The sequence below is a fragment of the Streptomyces sp. CA-249302 genome, from assembly GCF_050936785.1.
GTDB lineage: Bacteria > Actinomycetota > Actinomycetes > Streptomycetales > Streptomycetaceae > Streptomyces.
Genome location: NZ_JBNJMG010000001.1, coordinates 9,073,890 through 9,096,703, shown reverse-complemented (window position 1 = coordinate 9,096,703; position 22,814 = coordinate 9,073,890). Strand labels below are relative to the sequence as shown.

The following is a 22,814-nucleotide window of genomic DNA, read 5'->3' as shown; positions in this document are numbered from 1 at the left end:
ACCGACGGCACGCTGATCGACGACGTCCACGTGTGGGACCGGGCGCTGAGCGAAGCGGAGTTGGCCGCGCCGGACGCCGCCGCGCGGTCGTTGAAGGACACCGTGCTGTGGCTGCCCATGGACCGGGTGAGCGGCAGCCACTAACGTCCCGTGGGTGCCCGAGGACGGACGAGCACGACAGCGGACGGGAACCGGGATCGGCCTGCTGCTGGCCCTGGTTCTCGGCGCCGTGCTGCTCACCGCCCTCCCCCACGGAGGCGAGCGGGAGGGCGGCGGCTGCACCCCGCGCAGGCTCGGTGCGGTGTCGGCCGACGCCGGTCTCACCGGCGAGTTCGCCCGGTACGGCGACGACGCGACCCGCACCGACGACTGGACCGGCGGCGACGGCACCCACTCGGTGCGGCTGCCGGACGGCCGGGTGCTGTGGCTGTTCTCGGACACCTATCTGGGCCAGGTGCACCGCCCGCCCAACCCGGTCGGCGAGTCCTACGCCTGGCGCGACACCTCGGCCCCGCTGGTCCGCAACTCGGCCGTGGTGATGGACACCAAGGGGCGGCTGGAGAGCACTCTGCCGGTCCCGCTCTTCCCGAACCCGGCCCCGGACCAGTGGCGTTGGCCGGTCGCGGCCCGCGTCGAACCCCGCTCCCCCGGCTCGGCCGAGTCGGTCGTGCGGGTGCTGCTGTGGGTGCGGACGGCCGGGCAGTCGCCGTGGATCTACGGGGTGCCGACCGCGACGGAGGTCGCCACGCTGTCGCTGCCCGACCTGAGGGTCGAGTCGGTCGTGAAGGTGCTCGACCAGAGCCTGGTGCCGGATCCGTCCCGGCGGCTGCTGTTCGGGACGACGCTGGTCGACAAGGGCGGCTTCACATACGTCTACGGCGGCGACGACGGTCAGGCGGTCTCGCGGCCGAACTCGTCGGCGTACGTGGCACGGGTGCCGGAGGGGCGGCTCGGGGAGCCGGCGGCCTGGCGGTACTGGGACGGGTCGGGGTGGGGGCTGAAGCCGCGGGCGCTGCGGGGGGCCGAGGTGGGCAGCGCGTTCTCGGTCGTTCAGGTCGAGGGTACGTATGTGCTGTTCACGATGGCGGCGGGTGCGGCGGGGCTGACCACCATGACCTCGTACTGGGCCTGCTCCCCCACCGGGCCCTGGCACGGGCCGACGAAGAGTTTCAGCCCGTCGCTGCCGAGCGCCGGGGTGGCCGCGTACAACCCGCAGGTGCACCCTCAACTCACAAGCGACGGACGGCTGGTGCTCAGCTACGACGTCAACTGGCTGGAGACGACCGGCGCTTCGGCGAGCATCAACGCGAACGTGAGCCTGTACCGACCGCGGTTCGTGACGGTGCGGCTGGAGCGGGCTTGACGATCTCGGTCTGCGGGTCGTGCGAGCGGCGCTTGGCGATCACCGCGCACACCATCAGCTGCATCTGGTGGAAGAGCATCAGCGGCAGTACCGCAAGGGAGGCGTGGGCGCCGAACAGGACGCTGGCCATGGGGAGTCCGGAGGCGAGGGACTTCTTGGAGCCGGCGAACTGGATGGCGATGCGGTCCTCGCGGTCGAAGCGCAGCGCCTTGCCGCCGTACCAGGTCAGGGCGAGCATCACGGCGAGGACGACGGCCTCGACGACGAGCAGGCCGCCCAGCTGGACGGGGCTGACCTGGTGCCAGATCCCCTGGACCATGCCCTCGCTGAACGCGGTGTAGACGACCAGCAGGATCGAGCCGCGGTCGACGAGGCCGAGGACCTTCTTGTGCCGGGTGACGAAGCCGCCGATCCAGCGGCGCAGCAGCTGTCCGGCGAGGAACGGCACCAGCAGCTGGAGCACGATCTGGACCAGCGAGTCGGCCGAGAAGCCCCCGGCGCTGCTGCCGAGCAGGGCCGCGGCGAGCAGCGGGGTGATGACGATGCCGACCAGGGAGGAGAAGGAACCGGCGCAGATCGCTGCCGGAACGTTCCCTCGCGCGATCGAGGTGAAGGCGATCGAGGACTGGATCGTGGAGGGGACCAGGGTGAGGAAGAGCAGGCCCTGGTAGAGCGGGTGGGTCAGCAGGACCGGGACGAGGCCGCGGGCGGCGAGGCCCAGCAGCGGGAAGATCACGAACGTACAGGCGAGGACCGTGCCGTGCAGCCGCCAGTGCTTGAGTCCGTCCAGCGCCTCACGGGTGGAGAGGCGGGCGCCGTACAGGAAGAAGAGGAAGGCGATCGCCGCCGTGGAGGCGCCCGAGGCGATGTCGGCCCCGGTCCCGCGCGCCGGGAACAGGGCCGCGAGGCCGACCGTCCCGAGCAGCAGCAGGATGTACGGGTCGATCGGCATCCAACTCGGCCATTGCAGGCGTTTCACGGTGCTCCACTTGCTCGTTGCTGTCGGCGTTCCGGTGGCTGTCCGGGGCCCGGAGGACCCCCGTTCATCGTCCTCCTCCACGAGCCGATCGGGAATCCGTCATACCGCACTGACTGTCATCGCCGATCGCGATAACCGGCTACCGTTGTCCCCATGTACGACCCCTCCCACCTGCGCACCTTCCTGGCGGTGGCGCAGACGCTGAGCTTCACGCAGGCCGCGCGGCGGCTCGGGCTGCGTCAGTCGACGGTCAGCCAGCATGTGCGGCGCCTTGAGGACGCGACCGGTCGGCAGTTGTTCTCCCGGGACACCCACTCCGTGGAACTGACCGAGGACGGCGAGGCGATGCTCGGTTTCGCACGCCGGATCCTGGAGGTGCACGACCAGGCGACGGCCTTCTTCACGGGCACGCGGCTGCGCGGCCGGCTGCGCTTCGGTGCTTCGGAGGACTTCGTGCTGACCCGGCTGCCGGAGATCCTGGAGGGTTTCCGGCACGACCATCCCGAGGTGGACCTGGAGCTGACGGTCGAGCTGTCCGGCACGCTGCACGAGCAGTTGGAGGCCGGGAAGCTGGACCTGGTGCTGGCCAAGCGGCGGCCCGAGGACCCGCGCGGCGAGCTGGTCTGGCACGACGAGCTGGTCTGGATCGGCGCGGAGCGGCTCCGCCTCGACCCGGACCGTCCGGTGCCGCTGATCGTGTTCCCGCCGCCGGGCATCACCCGCGCGCTGGCCCTGGAGTCCCTGGAGGGACAGGGCCGGGACTGGCACGTCGCGTGCACCAGCGGCAGCCTCAACGGCCTGATCGCGGCGGCCCGGGCGGGCCTCGGCGTGATGGCCCACTCGCGGGGCCTGATCCCTCCGGGCCTGGTCCGCGTCCCGGACCGCTTCGGCCTCCCGGAGCTCGGCCGCGTCGACTTCGTCCTGGTCCACGGCCGCCGCCACACCACCGCCCAGAGCGCGGCGGACGCCCTCGCGGCGGCAATCCTGGCGGGCGGCGACCGGCTGCAGCGGCGGCGACGCGGCTAGCGCACGGGCGGCGGGTACGTCAGCTGCTTGATGCGGCGTAGATACGGCACCGACTCCACGTGCTGGATGCCGTCGAGCCGCCCGAGAGGCCCGCTGAGGTACTCGTACAGCCCGGCGGTGTTCTTGAAGACCGCGCTGACCAGCAGGTTGGACTCGCCGGAGGTGGCGGTGACGTAGGCGGACTCGGCGTGTCCGGCGATGGCCTCGCCCACGGAGTGCAGGCGGGACGGCGCGGCGGTGATCCAGAGGGACGCGGAGAGTGGGTAGCCAAGGATCTCGGGGTGGTACTCGACGTCGAGGTACACCGCCCCGGAGGCGACGAGGGCGGCGAGGCGGCGTTTGACGGCGGACTCGGAGCGGCCGGTGGCGCGCTGGAGTTCGGGGTAGGTGGCCCGGGCGTCGCGTTCCAGGAGGTCGACGAGCGGCTCGTCCTCGGGGTCGATACGGGCGGGGCCCGTGACGGGCGCCGGATCGGGGCGCAGGGCGGCCTTCTGGTCGTCGGTGAGGGCGCGGAACTTCTGCAGCCAGCCGTCCGGGCCACCGAAGAAGCGGTGCAGCAGCTGGTGGGCGCGGATCTCGACGACGCTGGGGGTGCGCGGCAGCTTGCCGAGCAGCAGGTCGTCGCGGTCGTCGGGGCTGTGCGGCCGGGTTCCGCACAGCACCTCGGTGCCGCCGGCCGCGAGCGCGATCCAGTTGGTGTCGGGGCGCTTGGCGAGCGCCTGAGCGATCTTGAGCGCGGTGTCGGGGACGCAGCGCAGCCGCAGGTTCCACTGGTCGTGGCCGAGCAGTTCGGGGTCGCGCACCGCCACCACCCGCAGCCCGCCCTCGGCGCACAGCCTGCGGAAACGGCGGGCCACGGTCTGGTCGGAGACCCCGAGGACCGCGCCGATCCGGCTGAAGGAGGCCCGTGCGTTCGTCTCCAGCGCGGCCAGGATCTGGAGGTCGAGCCGGTCGAAGATCTCCGACTCCATGACCAGTGCGTTGGATTCCGTCGTCGGCATGCCCTCTCCTGTCGGGTTTCCGCGCCCGAAACCTCGACTCTACTGCGATCGGCCGCGCGGAGCTCATCGTACGGAGAGACACGCATCCGACCGAGAAGAAGCACAGGGAGCTGGGGACATGCGTACATGGGGGCCGCTCACGGCAGTGTGCCTGGGCACGTTCATGTTGTTGATCGACGTGACGATCGCGGTGGTCGCGCTGCCGGACATGGCGCGCTCGCTGCACGCCTCACTGAGCGATCTGCAGTGGGTGATGGACGGATACGCGCTGGCGCTGGCCGCGCTACTGCTCGGCATAGGGGCCGCGGCCGACATTCTGGGGCGGCGGCAGGTGCACGTCGTGGGCGTCGTGGTGTTCGCCGCGGCCTCGCTGGTGTGCGGGCTGGCGAGTGGGCCGGGGATGCTGGTCGCGGCGCGCGGGGTGCAGGGGCTGGGCGCGGCGGCGATGTTCGCGACCACGCTGCCGCTGCTGGGCTCCGTCTACCAGGGCAGGCAGCGGTCGGTTGCGCTCGGCGTGTGGGGCGCTGTGAGCGGGGCGGCGGCCGCGGTGGGGCCGGTGGTCGGCGGGCTGCTGACGGACGGGCCGGGCTGGCGGTGGATCTTCTACGTCAACCTGCCGGTGAGCGTGGCCGCGGTGTGGCTGACGCTGAAGGTCGTACCCGAGTCGCACGGCTCGCGCGAGCGGCGGGTCGACTGGGCGGGCACGGTGACCTTCGCGGCCTTCGCGGGGGCGCTGACGTACGGGGCGGTGCGGGCCGGACAGGAGGGCTGGGGCGACCCAGGCACCCTCGGCACCTTCGCGGCCGCCGTGGTGGCGCTGCTGTGCTTCCTCGTCGCCGAACAGCGCTCCGCCGACCCGCTGCTGGACCCGCGGCTGTTCCTGAAGCCGGCGTTCTCGGGGGTCATGGTGGGCGCGCTGGCCTTCAACGCGGCGGCGTTCAGTCTCATGGCGTACGACTCGATCTGGCTCCAGACGATGCTCGGGATGAGCCCGGTGCGCGGCGGGCTGGTGTTCCTGTGGCTGTCGCTGGCGTCCTTCGTGGTGGCGGCGGCCGGCGGGCGGCTGCTGCACGGGGTGCCGGCGCGGATCACGGTCGGGGGCGGGCTGCTGCTGATCGGCACGGGGCAGTTCTGCATGACGGGGCTGGACGCGGGCTCGACGGCGTCCGCGCTGGTGCCGGGGCTGATTCTGGTCGGCATCGGTACGGGTCTGGTGGCGCCCGGCATCGCGGGGGCCGCGCTGGCCGCCGTACCGCCGGAGCGGTCGGGGATGGCGGGCGGTGCGGTGAACACCTTCCGGCAGCTCGGGTATGCGCTGGGCATCGCCGGGTACGGGACCGTGGTGACCTCGCGGATGCAGGACACGCTGCCGCACGACGCGGCCCACGCGCTCGCGGGCGGCGCGGCCGGCGCCCTGCGCGGGACGTTCTCCGAGCACGCGCTGCGCACGGCGTTCGCCTCGGGGCTCGACTCGGCGGCGGTACTGGCCGGGCTGACCGCGACGGCCGCCGGAGCCCTGGTGGTCGCCCTGGTCAGGGCGCCGAAATCGGCCCCGAGCGGAGTGACGAATTCCGGCCCTGCGACGCTGAAGGAAGAGACGCCTGCGCACCACCGATGAGGCCGCTGACGTGCGGTCAAGGGCCGTAGTTGGCTCGTACAGATTCGGTGGAGATTACGGGACCGAAACTTACTCAACCGTCAGTTTTCTGTCCGACCCTTCCTGATGTGAGGGCATTTTCCGGCCTGTGACCTGGCTGTAAGTGAGGGTTGCTCCGATTCGGCCCCCCTCCCGTCCGGTCTCAGGGTGGGGTAGCTTTCACGGCGCTTGCGGAGTCTCGAAAACAGCGCTGAGGGAGCGGGGAGTGGGTTTGCGCGAGTTCACCAGCCCTCCGTTGACGTTGGCACCACCGGTGGGCGGTCTGGCCGATGTCGTGTTCCGGCGTGCCCAGGACGACCCGCTGCACATCGCGCTCGGCCGCAAGGACGACAACGGCCAGTGGCGCGATGTGACCTCGGCGGAGTTCCGTGACGAGGTACTGGCCCTCGCCAAGGGGCTGCTGGCCCGGGGCATCCGGTTCGGCGACCGGGTCGCGATCATGTCCCGCACCCGCTACGAGTGGACCCTGTTCGACTTCGCGCTGTGGGCGATCGGCTGCCAGGTGGTGCCGATCTACCCCACCTCCTCGGCCGAGCAGTGCTTCTGGATGCTCTACGACGCCGAGTGTTCGGCGGCGATCGTGGAGCACGAGGACCACGCGATGACGATCGCCACCGTCATCGACCGGCTGCCGCAGCTGCACCAGCTGTGGCAGCTGGACAACGACGCCGTGCAGGAGCTGTACGACGCCGGCGCGCACCTCGACGACGACCTGGTGCACCGGCACCGGCAGGCGATCACCCCGGACTCGATCGCGACGATCATCTACACCTCGGGCACGACGGGCCGTCCGAAGGGCTGTGTCATCACGCACGGCAGCTTCATGTACGAGGCGGACACGGTCGTCGAGAAGTTCGAGCCGGTGTTCCACTCCAAGAAGGGCGACGAGGCCGCGACGCTGCTGTTCCTGCCGCTCGCGCACGTCTTCGGGCGGATGGTGGAGGTCGCGGCGATCCGCAACGGGGTCCGCTTCGGCCACCAGCCGCAGCTGGCCGCCGCGGTGCTCCTGCCGGACCTTCAGGCGTTCAAGCCGACGTTCATCCTCGGGGTGCCGTACATCTTCGAGAAGGTCTTCAACGCCTCCCGCCGCAAGGCCGAGAAGGACGGGAAGGCCGGGCCGTTCGAGAAGGCCGTCGAGATCGCCGTGAAGCACGCGGACGCCGTCGAGGCGAAGGCCTGGGGCATCGGACCCGGCCCCTCGGCGGGCCTGCGCATGCAGCACCAGCTGTTCGACAAACTCGTCTTCTCCAAGGTGCGGGCCGCGATGGGCGGCCGTATCCGCAACGCCATCACGGGCGGCTCCGCGATGGACCGCCGGCTCGGCCTGTTCTTCGCGGGCGCGGGCGTGCAGATCTACGAGGGTTACGGCCTCACCGAGTCGACGGCGGCCGCCACCGCCAACCCGCCGGGGCGCACCCGGTACGGCACCGTCGGCCAGCCCATCCCGGGCGTCACCGTGCACATCGCGGACGATTCCGAGATCTGGCTGCACGGCCCGAACATCTTCCAGGGCTATCTGAACAACCAGAAGGCCACCGACGAGACCCTGCACGACGGCTGGCTCGCCACCGGCGACCTGGGCTCGCTGGACGAGGACGGCTACCTGACCATCACCGGCCGCAAGAAGGAGATCCTGGTGACCTCCGGCGGCAAGAGCGTCTCCCCCGGTGTGCTGGAGGAGCGGGTGCGTGACCATCCGCTGGTCAACCAGTGCATCGTCGTCGGCAACGACCGCCCGTACATCGCCGCCCTGGTCACCCTCGACCAGGAGGCCGTCGAGCACTGGCTGACGATGCGCGGCAAGCCGCAGATGTCCCCGGTCGAGCTGGTGCGCGACGCCGACCTGGAGACGGAGGTGCGGCGTGCGGTGGTCGCCGCCAACACCCTGGTCTCGCAGGCCGAGTCGATCCGCACGTTCCGGATACTGGCCCAGCCCTTCACCGAGGAACACGGCCTGCTGACCCCGTCGCTGAAGCTGAAGCGCAAGGCCATCGAGAACGCCTACGCCAACGAGGTCGAGGCGCTGTACCGGGCCTGACCGGCACAGCGCCCCTAACCAGTAGGACTCCTGACTGGTACGACTCCTGACTGGTACGACTCCTAACTGATGTTGACCCGGAAGATCTTGTCGGATCCGTCGGGCTCGTTGCCGTTGTTGTCGCTGTTGGTGGTCGACAGCCACAGCTGGTCGGCGCCCGGCACCTTGGTCACGGTCCGCAGACGGCCGTACGTGCCCACGTAGTACGCGGTCGGTGTGCCGACGCTCTCATTGTCGCCGTTGATCGGGATGCGCCACAGGCGTTCGCCGCGCAGGGAGGCCATGTAGACGACGTTGCGGACGATGGCGATGCCGCTCGGCGAGGCCTCCGAGACGTTCCAGGTGGCCTTGGGGTTCGTCATCCCGGCCGTACTGCAACTGCCTTCGCAGATCGGCCAGCCGTAGTTCGCACCGGGCTTGATGAGGTTCAGCTCGTCCTTGGAGCTGTTGCCGAACTCCGCCTCCCACAAACGGCCGCTGCGGTCGAAGGCGAGGCCCTGCGGGTTGCGGTGGCCGTAACTGTAGACATAGTTGCCGAACGGGTTGCCGGGGGCCGGCTTGCCGTCCGTGGTCATGCGCAGGATCTTTCCGTTCAGGGAGTCCTTGTCCTGCGCGAGGTCGGGCGTCTGGGCCTCGCCGGTGGAGACGTAGAGGTAGCCGTCGGGGCCGAAGGCGAGGCGGCCGCCGTTGTGGTAGCGGTTCTTCTTGATGCCCTGGAGCAGGATCTTGTAGTCGCTCAGCTTGGTGCCGTCGTAGGTCATGCGGACCACGCGGTTGCCCTCGGACGCGGTGTGCATGAAGTAGACGTAGTGGTTGCTCGCCCACTTGGGGTCGACGGCGACACCGAGCAGGCCGCCCTCGCCGTTGGTGGTGACGGCGTTGGGGACGGTGCCGACCTGGGTCCGGGTGCCGTCCTTGGTGACCTTCCAGACGCGGAAGTCGTCCCGCTCGGTGACCAGCGCGGTCTGCCCGTCGGGCATCCAGTAGGTGCCCCAGGGGATCGTCCAGCCGCTGGAGAGCGTGGCGATCGACGACGGGACTCCGCCGTCCGTCGCGCACGCCTTGGTCGTGAAGTTCACGGTGTTGCTCTGCTCGGAGACGTTGCCGGCCGCGTCACGGGCGACCACGTTCAGCGCGTACGGGCTGTCGCAGGCGAGGCCGGTGAGGGTCGTCGAGGTGCCGCTGGTGACGGACTTGTAGACGGTGGTGTCGCTGCGCACGTCGTAGGCGACGACCGCCTTGTCGTCCGTCGAGGCACCCCAGCTCAGGGCGGCGCTGTTGGCGGTGACGTCGGCGGCGGAGAGTGTGCCGGGCCTGGTCGGCGGGGTGGTGTCGGAGCTGGGCTTGGTGGTGCAGTCGACCACCGGGCTGGCCGAGGAGGTGTTGCCGGCCGCGTCGCGGGCGATCACGGTCAGGTTGTAGGTGGTGTTCGGGGTCAGGCCGGTGAGCGCCTTGGATGTCGAACTCCCGGGCGCCTCACCGATCTTGTTGCCGTGCTCGTAGAGGTCGTACGCCGTCACGCCTGTGTCGTCCGTCGAGGCGCCCCAGTTCAGCGTGAGGCCGTCCTCGCCGATGTCGGAGCAGCTCGGTTGGCCGGGGCGGGTCGGAGCCTGGGTGTCGGTCGGGGCGCCGATGCGGATGCGGTCGAGGTTGGGGCCGCCGTTGGCCGTGGTGGCGGTCGCGCGGATCTTGTTGGAGCCGGCCTTCAGAGTGACGTTCACCGTCTTCTCGGCCCAGGTGTTCCAGTCGGCGGTGGCCGGGAAGGAGAGGGCGGGCGATACGACCGTGCCGTTGACGGAGATGTCCATCGGGCGGTCGGTGGTGGTTCCGTTGGCGTAGCGCAGGGTGAGGGCGGCGGGGCCGGCGGAGGCGGCGCTCACCGTGAACTCCACGTAGGAGCCCTTGACGTTGGTGTAGTCGACGAAGCCGGTGCCCGTGTAACCGGTGTGGTTCGTCGCCACCGCGCCCTGGGTGATGGCCGCGTCCTCGGCCTGGTAGTCGGTGGCCGCCTGGGCCGTGCTCGCGCCGGTGAGGCCGGCGAGCGGGACGGCGAGGGCCAGGGAGAGGCCCCAGGTGAGAGCTCTGTTGTGTTTCATTACTGTCCCCTCAGGGCGCCGTTGACAGGGTTCACCCGGATCAGGCGTGTTTCGCCCGGCCGCAGCGTCGCGCTGTACGAGTCGGTGATCACACCTTTGTGGGAGCCGGACCAGAGGTCCGTGACGTCGCCGGAGCCGGTGAATCCCACCTGCGACCAGTTCACGGAGACCGAGGTGCTGCCGGACGTGCCGGTGTTGAACAGCGCGACCACATAGGCGCCGCTGCTCTCGCGTTTGCTCCAGACCTGCTTGACGCCGCTGCTCACGACCCGTTTCGCGGCGACCCCGTCCTGGTCGACGCCGATCAGCCGGTCGTTGGTCAGCATCGCCTTGTCGACGGTGTCGAGGTGGGTGAGGTCGGTACCGAGCAGCAGCGGGGAGGCCGCCATCGCCCAGAGGGTGAAGTGGGAGCGGCGCTGGTCGGCGGTGAGGCCCACCTGGTCGCCGTTGCCGATTTCCAGCGAGTCCAGGTCGTTCCAGCCGCCCGGACCGGCGTACTGCTGCCAGTTGGCGGCCGAGGTGAAGCGGCCGGAGACGTGCGACCAGTCGGTGAGGGGGTAGCCGCTGCCGTTGTCGCCCGGTCCGCAGTAGCACTCGACGTCGCCCTGGGTGCGCCAGCTGTTGGCGAGCTGCCGCCAGGTGGCGGCTTCGGCGATCGGCAGGTTGTTGGACAGGGCGAAGTTGATGGGCCGTCCGGAGGCCCGCAGCGCCTTCTCCCAGGCCTGGACGTCGGGGATGTCCTGGCTGCCCACTCCGTCGATCTTCAGGTAGTCGACTCCCCAGGAGGCGAACTGCTTCGCCCACGAGTTCACGAACTCCTGGGCGCCCGGCTTCCCGTAGTCGATGTAGTACATGTTCTTGCAGTTGTAGTTCTTCTCGGTCTTCGAGGTGTCCGCGATGTCCTTCGCGTGGTACGAGGTCCCCTCGATGGGCGTGTTCCTGGTGACGGCGTTCTTGGCGATGCCGGGCGTCACATAGAAGCCGAACTTCAGCCCCTTGGAGTGGACGTAGTCCGCCAACGCCTTGATCCCGGACGGGAATTTGGCGCTGTCCACGGTCCAACGGCCGTACGAGTCGACGACGAATCCGTTGGAATCGCACTTCTGCCAGAAGTCGTCGAGGTTGACGTACACGAACCCGTGGTCCTTCAGTCCGCTCGCCGCCAGGGCGTCGGCCTGCGCCTTGATCTTGGCTTCAGTCGGCGACCGGCGTACGAAGCTCCAGCTGCTCCAGCCCATGGCGGGGCGCAGGGACTGGCCGTTGTCCGACATGGGGCCGTAGGCCGCCGCCGGGGTGGCGTACGAGGTGCCGATCCAGGCCTCGTCGATCCGCTGCCGCTTGTAGCGGGTGGAGTCGCTGGAGGCGGCCCAGGTGGTGTCGACCTGGAGGCGGACGTAGCGGGCGTTGGCCGCGGTGAGGTCGATGCCCTGGATGCCTCGCCTGCTGGGCAGCTGACCGGTCTTGACCGGGCTCCCCCAGTTCGAACCGTCGTCGCTCAGATAGACCTTGTAGTCCTTGATCCGTGCCGACTGCTCGGTGTCGGAGCGGGCGTAGGCGACGGAGTCCTCGCGCTGGTTGAGGCCGATGTACTGGACCTTCTTCGCCGAACCGAGGTCGAAGGTCAGGCTGACCGGCAGGGTCTTGTTGCTGTCCCAGTAGGTGAGGTAGTCGCCGTCACCGGCGGCTGTCGCGGGGTGCCCGCTCGCCGCGGCGGTCGCGGTGACCTTGACGCCGGTGAGGATGCCCTGGCGGCCGGCGGTGGTGACCTTGAAGACGGTGTCGTACGGGTCCCAGGCGCCGAGCCCGGTCAGGGTGAGCACCCCGCCCGACTGCGACCACGAAACCGCCGCTCCGGTACGGAGGTTGGTGACGGAGGCGATGCGGTAGCCGTTGTCGCGGATGCGCAGGGTGCTGGTGCTCGGTGGGGTCAGGACATGGATGTACTGCCGGTTCGGGTCACCCTTGGCGATGGTCGTGACACCGTGGGCGCCGTCGTTCCAGAAGCCGGGCTTGAGGCCGCCGTACATGTAGCCGCCGCCCTCGGTGCCGTGCAGGGACTCCCAGATGGGGTCGAGGTAGGAGTCGGCGAAGGTGTTGAAGGACGACTGGTTGGAAGGGAACTTGCCATTCACCTGGGCGGTCTCGGCCATCAGGGCCTTCACCGAGGCACCCGCGTTGGTGATCAGCCGGCCCAGGGTGAGCTTCCTGTCGACGGACGGGGTGGAGCCGTCGTACCACCAGGCGCCTGTCGAGGGCAGTTTGAAGTCGGCCTCGGTCAGGCGGGGTTGGGCCGTGTAGACGGCCTGGGGGTAGTCGTAGGCGGGCGTCATGCCCGTCTTCTGCTCGTTGCTGATCATGTCCATGATCGGCGCGTCTTCGTTGTTGTTGCTGAGCGTGTAGTTCGGGCGCTTCTGGTAGATCTGCTGGTAGAGGTCGTGGCTCTCCCAGTACGCGTTGTCGTTGTCGATCCAGAAGCCGCCGAGGTCGGGATAGCGGTCCATGACCTCGAAGAAGTTGTCGTAACTGAACTGCCCGAAGCCGTCGTTGGAGGTCAGGTCGACGTTCTTGCCCTTGTACGCGGAGTAGGCGGCCGAGTCGAGCCACTCGTGGCCGCCCTCGTCGTGCCACTGGGGGTCGTTGGTCATGTAGAGGACGACCTTCATGCCCTTGGCCTTCGCGGCGGTGATCAGCTCGCCCAGGAAGTCGCGCTTGGTGGCGCAGGAGCCGGGGATCTTCGAGGGCCAGGGGCGGGCGTAGCCGAGGCGGCTGTGGAAGGTGGCGAGGACCAGGTACTGGGTGTGCAGCTTCTGGGCCTCGTTGACCCAGTAGTCCGGGGTCCAGCCGCCGTTGGTGACGTCGTTCTCCCAGGCGGTGCAGCTGGTGTGGGCAGGCGCGGTGCGCAGCCCCCAGTGCAGGAAGAGGCCGCCGACGGAGCTGCGGAGGAAGTCCTGGCGGGGGTTGTCCAGGTCGAGCAGCCTGACGGCCGTGGCGCAGTTCTGGGCGCCCGAGACCCGCAGGGCACCGCCGGATGTGTTGTGACTGTCCGTCAGACAGCCGCCGGTGACGTCCTGGAAGCCGACGTCGAAGGGTGAGTCGCCGCCCTTCTGGGCGGTGAACCGGGTGAAACGGATGCCGCTCGCCGCGTTCGCGACGACCGCCGGGCGGCCGTCGTCGGCCGCGAACTTGACGGAGCTGTCGGTGAACTGGATGTCGTCGGCGTTGTGCAGGTACCAGCCGTAGGCCGGCCGGGTGCCGATGGCTTTGGGGTTGTAGTCGTTCGGATCGTTGCTCGGCACGGCGGTGGACATGGTGCCGTTGCCGCCCGGGACCGTGATGTTGACGTTGTCGAACGTCACCCCGTGGATTCGGTGACCGGTCTCGCCCCACAAGGTCGGGCTGAAGGAAGGAGTGTTGCCGGTCGCCGTGATGTTGTCGTACGTGATGTCGCTGATCGATCCGATGCCGGGGTTGTTGCCGCAGCGCTTGCGGGTGCCGATCTTCTGCATGATCGGCGAGTGGACGCCCGTCATGGTGATGTCGCGGTAGTGGACGTCGGAGATCTTCGCGCCGTCCATGGAGACCATGCCGAGGCCGGACTTGTCGGCGCCCTCGATCCGGATCTTCTCGAACTGGTAGTCCGAGAAGTCGCCGCAGGTCTCGGAGCCGAACATCAGGGCGTTGCAGCAGCGGGCCGAGAGATACGTATCGCTCACACGGACATGGCCGTTGGGGAGCTTGGCGCCGAGCGCGTAGTCGCTCTTGAAGACGAGCGCGTCGTCGTTGGCCTTGATGTTCGCGTTGGTCACCGTGACGTTCGTGGTGGAGATGACGTTCCAGCCGTCGCGGTCGCTCGCGGTGTCGATGGTCAGGTGGTCGGAGGTCACGTTCGTGCAGCCGTTGATGAGGGCCGCGAAGTGGCCGCCCCGGCGCAGGGTCAGACCGTCGCCGATGCGCAGTCCGTCGCACCGGGTCAGGGAGATGATCTTGTCGGCTTCGCCGGACTTTGGATTGCCGGTGATGAGGTTGCCCGCGCCGTCGATGACCCCGCCGCCGACGAAGCCGATGTTGGTCAGCCGGTCGCCGTAGATCATCGCGTTGTGGAAGTGGCTGTGTCCGTAGTCCTGGTACTTGTCGTCGGGGTTGGACTCGGGCGGGTCGTACGTGTCCGCGCTGGAGCCCTGGATCGTGGCGCCCGTGTCGACCTGGAGCGTCACGTTGCTCTTCATGTGGATGGTGTTCTTGGACTTGTACTTGCCGGCGGGGAAGCGGACGGTGCCGCCGCCCGCCGAATTGGCCGCCGTGATCGCCTTGTTGACGGCCGGGGTGTCGTTCGCGGAGCCGTCGCCCTTGGCGCCGTAGTCGCGCACGTTGTAGACGGCTGCGGGATGCGGGGCTGCGTGCGGTGCCGCGAGGGCGGCGGGGTGCGCGAGTCCGAGGACTACGGCGACGACGAACAGGACGACGGCTGCCGCTCTGCGTCGTGGGGTGGGGGGTTTCATTCTGACGGCTCCTCAGACCAGTTGGTAGCCGCGGAGGTTGGTGAGCAGGAGGTAGGTGTCCTGCAGGGAACCGGAGGTGTCGCCGAGGGAGCGGTAGATGCCCCACTTCGGGCGGACCCGGTCGGCCAGGAAGGTGTCGACGCCGGTCTTGGACACGTCGATCACGGTCGAGCCGCCGGACTTGAGGATCCAGCGGACCGAGCCCGCCGAGCCGTTGCCGACCTTGATCTGGAAGTCGACGTCGGTCCACTTGTCGTGCAACGGGTCGAGGTCGGCGCGGCCGACGAGGACGCCGTCCACGGGTAGTTGGAGCTCGATGGTCTGCTTGCCGTTCACCCGGCGCAGCGACTGCACGACGATGGGCGAGGTGCCGTTGCCCGGCTGCTTCATCTGCATGATGTGCGTGAAGGTGGTGGTCGCCTTCAGCGAGCTCGGGATGTACATCGAGTACGTCACCCGCCAGGTCTGGCCCTCGTTCCACTTCAGGTAGCTGCTGCTGCCGGTGCGCAGGCCGGTGACCTCCTGGCGCTGCCGGTCGGTCGAGGTGTCGCGGTCGACGGTGTGCATGTTGAAGCGCCAGTTGTTGCCGGTGGCGAAGATGTGCGGGTGCCCGGCGGGGTGCGAATCGGCGCGGTCGTCCTCGATGGTCTCGAAGGCACCGAGGCCGTCACTGCTCGCCGAGGGGGCCCACTTCTGCTGCCAGGAAGCGGCGTGGGCCGGGGTGACGCCGGAGAGTCCAACCGCGGCCCCGGCGATGGCGGCACCGAGGACCGCCCTTCTGGACGTGCTCATGACACTAATCTCCTCGAAGTTGTTCGTTCATGATCAGGAAGGCGCCCAGGCCGTGGAAGTCGTTGGTGGCCCGGGTGCGGTCGACGTAGTACGCGTAGTCGCCGACGTTCGTGCCGATGGAGATGTCGGCGAGGTTGGTCCGCCCGTCGGAGCCGACCGACAGCTTGGCCAGCACGCCCTCGTAGCCGCGGTGGGCGACGGCGGCGAAGTGCTTGTCGACATAGCCCTGTTGGGCTCCGCGGGAGAGGGCGTAGGTGAACATGCTGGAGCAGGAGGTCTCGGTCCAGTTGTCGGAGCGGTCGCCCTTGTCGATCACCTGGAACCAGCGGCCGGTCGCGGGGTCCTGATACCTCTCCAGGCCGGCCGCCAACTTCCGGAATATGGAGAGGAGTTGGGGTCGGCGGGGCTGATTCGCCGGGATGGCGTCGAGGACGTTGACGATCGCCATCGAGTACCAGCCGACCGCCCGGCACCAGTGCTCGGGAGCGAGCCCGGTCTGCGGGTCCGCCCAGCTCACCGACTTCGACTCGTCGTAGGCGTGCTTCAACAGCCCGTTCGCGACCTGTAGATGGCCGCCGTAGACGGCGAGCTGCTTGGCCGCCTCGTCGTTCGTGTAGGCGCTGTCGCCGAACTCCTTGCCGTACTCGACCAGGAAGGGGTTCACCATGTAGACGCCGTCCGCCCAGAGTTGGTGCGCGCGGCTGCTGGTGTCGGCGTGCCAGAAGCCCCCGTCACCGGTGCGCGGGTAGGTGTTCAGGCGGTCGCGGATCTTCTTCGCCGCCTTGCGGTAGCGGTCCTGGCCGGTCTCGTGGTGCAGGATCACCAGCAGGCGGCCGGCCTGCATGCTGTCGAGGCTGTTGAAGGACTGGTCGATGGACCCGTCGCTCTTCACGAACCGGTCGACGTAGCTCTTGATGTAGGTGAGGTAGCGGGCGTCGTGGGTGCGGCGGTAGGTGAGGTACTGGCCGTAGAGGTAGAGGCCGACGGGGTAGGACCAGCCGCCGATGGTGCTCGGGGTGTAGCGGGCCATGGTGGAGTCGATCATCGCCACGGACCAGTCGGGGGCGGCGGCCGGGCGGCTCGCGACGGTCGGGGCCGTGGCGGCCGGTGGTGGGGCGGCCGCGGGCAGGGTGGCGAGGGTGGCGGTGGCGAGCGCCAGGGTGGTCAGTGCCGTCGGCAGGCGTCGTCGTCTCATGGGGCTCCCTCTCGGTGGGCGTACACGAGGCCGGTGCGTGGCCCGTCCACCGGATCGCTTACGAGGTGGTGGTCGGGGGCGTGCCGGCAGGCGGGGTCGGTGCGGCCGGCGTCGCCGGTCAGGGCGTGGGCCTGGCAGCGGCAGCCGCCGTGGTCGACGGAGCGCAGAGCACAGCCGCGGCAGGGCTCGGGCATCCAGGACTCGCCGCGGTAGGCGTTGAAGGCCTTCGACTCCCGCCAGATCCAGGCGAGTTGGTGCTCACGCACGTTCGGTGGGTCGAGGCCGGGAAGGGCGGACGCGGCGGGGCAGGGCAGGACCGTGCCGTCGGGGGCGACGGTGAGCGAGACGGCGCCCCAGCCGCCCATGCAGGGTTTCGCGACGGCGTCCATCCAGTCGGGCGCCACCCACACCAACTCGACCGCTCCGTCGAGGAGTTCGCGGCGGCGGACCACCACGGCCCGGGCCCGTTCGACCTGTTCGCGGGTGGGCAGCAGGGCCGCGCGGTTGCGCAGCGCCCAGCCGTGGAACTGGGTGTGGGCGAGTTCGATCCGGTCGGCGCCCCAGGCCAGGCCGAGGTCGATCAGCTCGTCCAGGGCGTCGAGGTTGGCGCGGTGCAGGACGATGTTGAGGCCGAAGGGGAGACCGGAGGCACGGATCAGTCGGGCGGCGCGTTCCTTGGCGGCGAAGGAGCGGGCTCCGGCCACGCGTTCGGAGGTGGCGGGGTCGGCATGCTGGACGGAGAGCTGGACACTGCGCAGGCCCGCCCCGACGAGCTCCGCCATCCGTCGGTCGCCCAGGCCGACTCCGCTGGTGACCAGCTGGGTGTAGAGGCCGGCGGAGTCGGCGGCGGTGACGATACGGGGCAGGTCGCGGCGCAACAGGGGCTCGCCGCCGGAGATATGGGTCTGGACGACGCCCAGACCGGCGGCCTGGCGGAAGACGTCGGACCACTGGTCGGCGTCCAACTCCCTTGACCGACCGATCAGTTCGACGGGGTTGGAGCAGTACCCGCAGCGCAGCGGGCAGGCATGGGTGAGTTCGGCGAGCAGCGCCCAGGGCGGATCCACGGTCACCGGAGCCAGCCCTCCTTCCGCAACGCGGCGAGGAACTGGGGGACTTCACGGGGAACGGGGGCGCCGGGAAACCGCGCGCCGAGCTCGGCGACGATGTCGTCCACGGCTCGGCTCCCGTCGCACAGGCCAAGGACGCGACCGGCGCTGCCGCGCAGCACGACCACTCGCTCGGGGAGCAGGAGGAGGTCGATACCGCGCACCCGGTCGTGCCGGAGGACGACGGAACGGTGGAGGACGGGGTGCCAGGTCATGGGCGGCCTCCGTCCAGGGCGTCCGGCGCGGCGGCCGTTGCGACGGCGTCCCGCGGGCCCGCGCCATCAGAGACGTCCCGCGAGCCCGCGCCACCGGAGACGGCCCGCAGGCCCTCCCCGTCGGAGACGGCCCGCGAGCCCGCCCCGTCCAGCGCCCGCGCCCCGGCCCCGGCCCCGGCCCCGGCCCCGGCTGCAGCCTCCCTCTCATCCTCCCCGTCCACCGCATCCAGCAGCGCCCACAGCACATCGCACTTGAACTCCAGTGCCGCGACGGCCCGTTCCTGTGCGGCGCGGGTGTGGGCGCGGTCGAGGACCAGGGCGAGGGCCTCGGCGCCGTCGCGGGCGCCCTGGCCGATGCGGGTGCGGAAGTAGGCCAGGCCGGCGGGGTCGATCCAGCGGTAGTGGCGCTCGAAGGCGGCGATGCGGGTGCGCATCAGGTCGGGCGCGGACAACTCCGTCAAGGAGGCGGCGACCGCGTCGAGCGCCGGACTGAGGCGGCAGAAGTTGACGTAACCGTCGACCGCGAGGCGCACACCGGGCGGCACCCGGGAGCCGCTCCACAGCTCCTCGCGGTGCAGTCCGGCCGCCTCGCCGAGCCGCAGCCAGCGCTCGATGCCGCCCTCGCCGGCGGCCGTGCCGTCGTGGTCCTGGATGCGGCGCAGCCAGGAGCGGCGCAGCTCGGGCCGGTCCAACTTGGCGAGGATCAGGGCGTCCTTGACGGGGATGTGCCGTTGGTAGTGGAAGCGGGCGGCGATCCAGCGGCGCAGCTCGCGCGGGGTGAGCTCGCCGGCGTGCATCCGGAGGTTGAAGGGGTGGTGGTCGTGGTAGCGCTCCGCGGTGACGGCGCGCAGCCGCTCGGTGAACTCGTCGGCTCCCCAGGCGGCGGCGCGCTCGACCCGCGCGCGTGTCGCGGTCATCGTGCGGTGCCCGCAGGGCCGGTCAGCGGTCGCCGAGGGCGTACGCGGTCACTTCCAGAGCGGTCTCCACAACCGCATAACCGGGGCTTTGCCAGACCTTTTCATCCGATGTCTGCTCCGCCTCCGGGAGGGGCTGTTCCATCCGGAGGGCGTGCGGAAGCGTCTCGTTCATGCGGCTGTACCTGCTTTCCTGAGGGGTGGGGGGTCTCAGATGCCCAGACAGGCGCGAGGCGTTCACATGCTTGCACCGAGTTCACGAACTCGTTCGGTGGTGCGATCCAGAGTTACGGGGAGGACGGGCCGCGGTCAATGGTCCGGACCGAAGACGTCGGATGCATTTCCGGCCAATGTCGGGCTCCCGACACTGACTCGGCGGTCAGTTGTGGTGGATTTCCCCGTCAGGAATGCATCACGGCCCGTGATCGTTGACGATGTGGAGTACCACTTGACGGACAACCGTAAGGATCAAGAGCTCGTGAGCAGCAAGGTCCCCCGATCATCCTCAACAACGGTGTCGAGATGCCCCAGCTGGGCTTCGGCGTCTGGCAGGTGCCGGACGACGAGGCGGAGCGGGCCGTCGCCACCGCGCTGGAGGCCGGGTACCGCAGCATCGACACAGCGGCGATCTACGGCAATGAAGAGGGCACCGGCAAGGCCATCGCCGCCTCCGGTGTCTCCCGCGAGGACGTCTTCGTCACCACCAAGCTCTGGAACAGCGACCAGGGGTACGACGCCACGCTGCGCGCCTTCGACACGTCGTTGGAGAAGCTCGGCCTGGATTACGTTGACCTGTACCTGATCCACTGGCCCACTCCTCGGCGCGACAAGTACGTCGACACGTACAAGGCGTTCGAGAAGCTGCACGCCGACGGCCGCGTCCGCGCGATCGGCGTCTCCAACTTCGAGCCGCCCCACCTGGAGCGGCTGATCGCCGAGACGTCCGTCATCCCGGCCGTCGACCAGATCGAGTTGCACCCGCATCTCCAGCAGCGCGCGGCCCGCGAGTTCCACGCCGAGCAGGGCATCGCCACCGAGGCCTGGTCCCCGCTCGGCTCGGGCAAGGGCCTCCTGGAGGTCCCGGCGATCGTCGCGATCGCCCAGAAGCACGGCCGCACCCCGGCCCAGGTGGTGCTGCGCTGGCACCTCCAGCTCGGCAACGTGGTGATCCCCAAGTCCGTGACCCCGTCCCGGATCAAGGAGAACATCGAGGTGTTCGACTTCAGCCTGGACACCGAGGACCTGGCCGCGATCAGCGCACTCAACGAGGACCGGCGGCTGGGCCCGGACCCGGAGACCTTCAACGCGGGCTGACGTCCGTCGCCGGGGGTGCGGTCGCTTTGTGACGGCACCCCCGGGCTCGGGCGATGCCCTGGCCCTGATGCGTGTGGGAGCAGGGCGGATTGGGCTCACGGCAGCAGTTCACACAGTCGTCGAACGCGTCGTCGGCAAAGTAGTCCGAGTGACCGAGCGGACGCTGGAAGCTCGGGTCTCCGGCCTGCTTCGCGAAGTGGGCGGGGTCGAGCAGTTGGCGATCCAGGACGTCGAGCGGGTTCGCCGACGGCTGCGGGAGCGAGACGTCGTGCACGATCCAGCCGCCGATCGGGTCGCTGAGGCGGTACAGGTTGCGCCAGCGGGTTCCCTCTTCGATCTTCGGCGTCTTCTTGGGCTCGGGCAGGTTCCCGCCTGTGTTCGCCAGGATCTGCCCGAGCCGGTCCAGGGTCTTGGCGTTGAAGTACGCCGGGAAGAACCGGACGTAGAGCCGGGTGAGCGGACAGCCGTACGTCAGGAAACAGGTCCGGGCGCTCGCCACCGTCTTGGCCTGCATCAGAACCGCCGCACCGATGACCGTGCCCTGTGAGTGGCAGGACAGGATGACCTGGCCGCGGTCGTCCGGTTTCCCCTGCGAACCCGGTTCCGGCTTCGGCTCCGGATCGGTGAGGTACTCCAACCGCTGCAACAGGTCGGGGACGGTCCGCTCGGCGTAGCAGGGCGGGGCGAAGGGGTGCGTCGCGCGCGGCCAGAAGGTGCCGATGTCCCAGAGCACGCCGACGGTACGGCGGAAGCTCGGGCTGCGATACGCCTGCCGGCCGGCCCAGAGCAGGGCGAGGACGAGGCCGGTGAGGACGAGGTTGGCGGTGGTGGTCAGCCAGCGGGCGCCGTCGGTGACCAGCCGGGTTCCGTAGGCGAGGTCCAAGGCGATGCCGGTCACCGTGATCGCGGTCGCGGCCATGATCAGCAGTCCGAGTCCGGTCGCGGCGGCACGGTCGAGACCTTGGGCCAGGGCCCAGTCGTGCGCGATGCCGTTACCGCGTTTCCTCGACGTGTCCTTGGTGATCTCCCGCCATGGGTAGGCGCCTTCCACCCGCAGCACGAAGTCGGCCCGGCTGCGGCGGATGCGACACCAGAGGACGACGCCTACGACCAGTGCCACAGCGGTGAACGCGAGGGCGCAAACCGCAGCCCAGAAGTACGCGGTGGGCACCACCAACGGCCGCTGCCCGCCTGTCCCGTGCCCAGGAACCGTGGGTGCGCCCAGCATCTCCGCCATACGGAGCGTGACTCCCGCCGCCAGACCCGTCGCCAGCGCTGTCGCCAGCAGGGCGACACCGGTCATGGTCATACCGCCCCAGGCCGGGCGTGGGAAGCAGGGGTTGTCGAAGGGAGGGGCGGGGTCGCGGCGCTTCTCCTCCTTCCGGGACGCGAGTGTCTTCAGCAGCGTTCGTACGGCATGTGAGATCACCAGCGCCGACAGCAACGACCCCTGTGCGATCAGCAGCCCCCGGGTCGCCGGAACCTGCCAGGGCAGCTCGGCGGATGCGGGTGCCGTGTTGCCGTCCGCCGAACCCCAGAAGGCCACGGTCAACGCGCCTGCCACCAGCACCAGCACGACCCAGCGCGACACCAGGATGTAGGGCCGGTCGGCAGGAAGGGAAACATCGCTTTCCTTCGGAGTCTGTCGGCCGCCCAGAACGGCCGTGCACACCACGACCACGAGGAGCACGAGCAGCAGAAGGCCGAGCAGCAGGTTGCGCAGGAACGGTGTCCACAGGTGCCACGTGTCGCCCGCCCTGAGCTCCGTGATGTCCCCGGCGGGCAGCAAGGGCGCGAGCACGAGCACGCCGACCAGGGCGAGCGCCGCCATGACGTGCAGGGCACGCAGCTGTCGTACCGGCCCGCGGCCGTTCCACAACTGCCGGTCTTCGAGGAGCAGTTGGATGCTCGGTTCGCCCTCGATCTGCGGAACCTGACGGCTCTCCAGACCGGCCCACGTCTTGTTCGCGAGCCACCACAGCACCCCGATCAGGGCCAGCGGAACCAGCGCTGCGACCGCGAGATGACGTCCGGTCGAGCCGAGCCAGGTGTAGTGCAGCCAGCCCAGCCAGATGCCGCTGCCCCGGCACGCGGGCTGCCGCTGCCCTCCCCTGCCGCACTGCCAGGCGACAAGGTCCATCGACACCGAGGTCGCGGCCAGCACGTACGTCCCGGTGAGGGAGAGCGCGAGCAGCCGTTGCAGCCAGCTCCGTTCCCGTACGACCTGTGCTCTGTCGTCCTTCACATGATGGCCCGGATCCATGTAGTGGGCCAGGTTGAGCAGCATGAACGGCAGCAGGAGCAGCCACAGCGCACGGGAGTTGTCTCCCGAGGTCAGCCCGCCCCAGGAATAACCCTCGCGCCGGAACTCCGGGTTGTCCGGCGCCCCCGCCCGGCTCTCCCAGAACCGGCGATAGAACCCTGCCTGCTTGTCCCCCGCCACCAGCCGCACCGCGGGATGCCCGAGCTCGGACTCCGATGGGGTTCCCGATACTCCGTGGACCCTCAACTCGGTCCAGCCGAGCTTGCCTTGATTGAAATAACGGTCCATGACCGCCCCCGTTCCCCCGAACAGACATGTTCAGGATGACGGGTTCCAGCCTGTTTGCACCCGCT

General features: G+C 69.5%; 15 protein-coding genes and 1 pseudogene. 5 read left to right on the top strand and 11 right to left on the bottom strand.

Annotated features, from left to right (window positions below; genetic code table 11):
- The first annotated feature begins 154 nt into the window (after positions 1–154).
- Positions 155–1,363, top strand: coding sequence for a DUF4185 domain-containing protein (locus tag ACQEWB_RS40940; RefSeq protein WP_432840433.1), 1,209 nt, complete (start codon positions 155–157; stop codon positions 1,361–1,363).
- Here ACQEWB_RS40940 and ACQEWB_RS40935 read toward each other — a convergent pair.
- Positions 1,302–2,315 (bottom strand): bile acid:sodium symporter family protein, encoded by a 1,014-nt coding sequence (locus tag ACQEWB_RS40935; protein WP_432844261.1) that lies wholly within the window; start codon positions 2,313–2,315, stop codon positions 1,302–1,304. The two genes, ACQEWB_RS40940 and ACQEWB_RS40935, sit on opposite strands and share 62 nt — an antisense overlap.
- Before the next feature lie 180 nt (positions 2,316–2,495).
- Between ACQEWB_RS40935 and ACQEWB_RS40930 the strand changes: the two genes are divergently transcribed.
- Positions 2,496–3,368, top strand: a complete 873-nt coding sequence (locus ACQEWB_RS40930) for a LysR substrate-binding domain-containing protein (RefSeq protein WP_432840431.1) — start codon at positions 2,496–2,498, stop codon at positions 3,366–3,368.
- Here the strand turns inward: ACQEWB_RS40930 and ACQEWB_RS40925 are convergent.
- On the bottom strand, positions 3,365–4,369 hold the full coding sequence (locus ACQEWB_RS40925) for an Lrp/AsnC family transcriptional regulator (RefSeq protein WP_432840429.1): 1,005 nt from the start codon (positions 4,367–4,369) through the stop codon (positions 3,365–3,367). The genes ACQEWB_RS40930 and ACQEWB_RS40925 overlap by 4 nt on opposite strands.
- 118 nt (positions 4,370–4,487) lie before the next feature.
- On the opposite strand from ACQEWB_RS40925, the gene ACQEWB_RS40920 reads away from it, so the two are divergent.
- Both ACQEWB_RS40920 and ACQEWB_RS40915 read left to right on the top strand, forming a co-directional pair.
- Positions 4,488–5,987: an MFS transporter gene (locus ACQEWB_RS40920; RefSeq protein WP_432840427.1), complete on the top strand. Its 1,500-nt coding sequence runs from the start codon at positions 4,488–4,490 to the stop codon at positions 5,985–5,987.
- A 250-nt stretch (positions 5,988–6,237) separates the two neighbouring features.
- Positions 6,238–8,064 carry an AMP-dependent synthetase/ligase gene (locus tag ACQEWB_RS40915; protein WP_432840425.1) on the top strand — a complete coding sequence of 609 codons (1,827 nt, stop codon included), beginning with the start codon at positions 6,238–6,240 and terminating at the stop codon, positions 8,062–8,064.
- Between the two features lie 62 nt (positions 8,065–8,126).
- On the opposite strand, the gene ACQEWB_RS40910 is transcribed toward ACQEWB_RS40915, so the two are convergent.
- From ACQEWB_RS40910 to ACQEWB_RS40875, 8 genes and pseudogenes are all read right to left on the bottom strand, one after another.
- Positions 8,127–10,160, bottom strand: coding sequence for a PQQ-dependent sugar dehydrogenase (locus ACQEWB_RS40910; RefSeq protein WP_432840423.1), 2,034 nt, complete (start codon positions 10,158–10,160; stop codon positions 8,127–8,129).
- Positions 10,160–14,659 carry a glycosyl hydrolase family 28 protein gene (locus ACQEWB_RS40905; protein ID WP_432840421.1) on the bottom strand — a complete coding sequence of 1,500 codons (4,500 nt, stop codon included), beginning with the start codon at positions 14,657–14,659 and terminating at the stop codon, positions 10,160–10,162. The genes ACQEWB_RS40910 and ACQEWB_RS40905 overlap by 1 nt, the downstream gene beginning before the upstream one ends.
- Positions 14,660–14,671: 12 nt before the next feature.
- On the bottom strand, positions 14,672–15,451 hold the full coding sequence (locus ACQEWB_RS40900; protein WP_432840419.1) for a Tat pathway signal sequence domain protein: 780 nt from the start codon (positions 15,449–15,451) through the stop codon (positions 14,672–14,674).
- A gap of 4 nt (positions 15,452–15,455) precedes the next feature.
- A complete protein-coding gene (locus ACQEWB_RS40895) occupies positions 15,456–16,646 on the bottom strand; it encodes a glycoside hydrolase family 88/105 protein (RefSeq protein ID WP_432840417.1) in 1,191 nt (396 codons plus the stop codon).
- Positions 16,643–17,719, bottom strand: a complete 1,077-nt coding sequence (gene pqqE / locus ACQEWB_RS40890) for a pyrroloquinoline quinone biosynthesis protein PqqE (RefSeq protein WP_432840415.1) — start codon at positions 17,717–17,719, stop codon at positions 16,643–16,645. Before pqqE ends, ACQEWB_RS40895 begins: the two co-directional genes overlap by 4 nt.
- Positions 17,716–17,970 carry a pyrroloquinoline quinone biosynthesis peptide chaperone PqqD gene (gene pqqD, locus ACQEWB_RS40885; protein ID WP_432840413.1) on the bottom strand — a complete coding sequence of 85 codons (255 nt, stop codon included), beginning with the start codon at positions 17,968–17,970 and terminating at the stop codon, positions 17,716–17,718. The genes pqqE and pqqD overlap by 4 nt, the downstream gene beginning before the upstream one ends.
- A gap of 197 nt (positions 17,971–18,167) precedes the next feature.
- Positions 18,168–18,887: pseudogene (gene pqqC, locus ACQEWB_RS40880) on the bottom strand (pyrroloquinoline-quinone synthase PqqC); the annotation flags it as partial.
- Between the two features lie 22 nt (positions 18,888–18,909).
- Positions 18,910–19,059: a pyrroloquinoline quinone precursor peptide PqqA gene (locus ACQEWB_RS40875; RefSeq protein WP_432840411.1), complete on the bottom strand. Its 150-nt coding sequence runs from the start codon at positions 19,057–19,059 to the stop codon at positions 18,910–18,912.
- A gap of 347 nt (positions 19,060–19,406) precedes the next feature.
- On the opposite strand from ACQEWB_RS40875, the gene ACQEWB_RS40870 reads away from it, so the two are divergent.
- The gene (locus tag ACQEWB_RS40870) at positions 19,407–20,198 is read left to right on the top strand and encodes an aldo/keto reductase (RefSeq protein ID WP_432840409.1); all 792 of its coding nucleotides are present in this window, start codon (positions 19,407–19,409) and stop codon (positions 20,196–20,198) included.
- Here ACQEWB_RS40870 and ACQEWB_RS40865 read toward each other — a convergent pair.
- Entirely contained in the window at positions 20,185–22,749 is a 2,565-nt protein-coding gene (locus ACQEWB_RS40865) for a hypothetical protein (RefSeq protein WP_432840407.1), read from the bottom strand. The genes ACQEWB_RS40870 and ACQEWB_RS40865 overlap by 14 nt on opposite strands.
- Between the last annotated feature and the right edge of the window lie 65 nt (positions 22,750–22,814).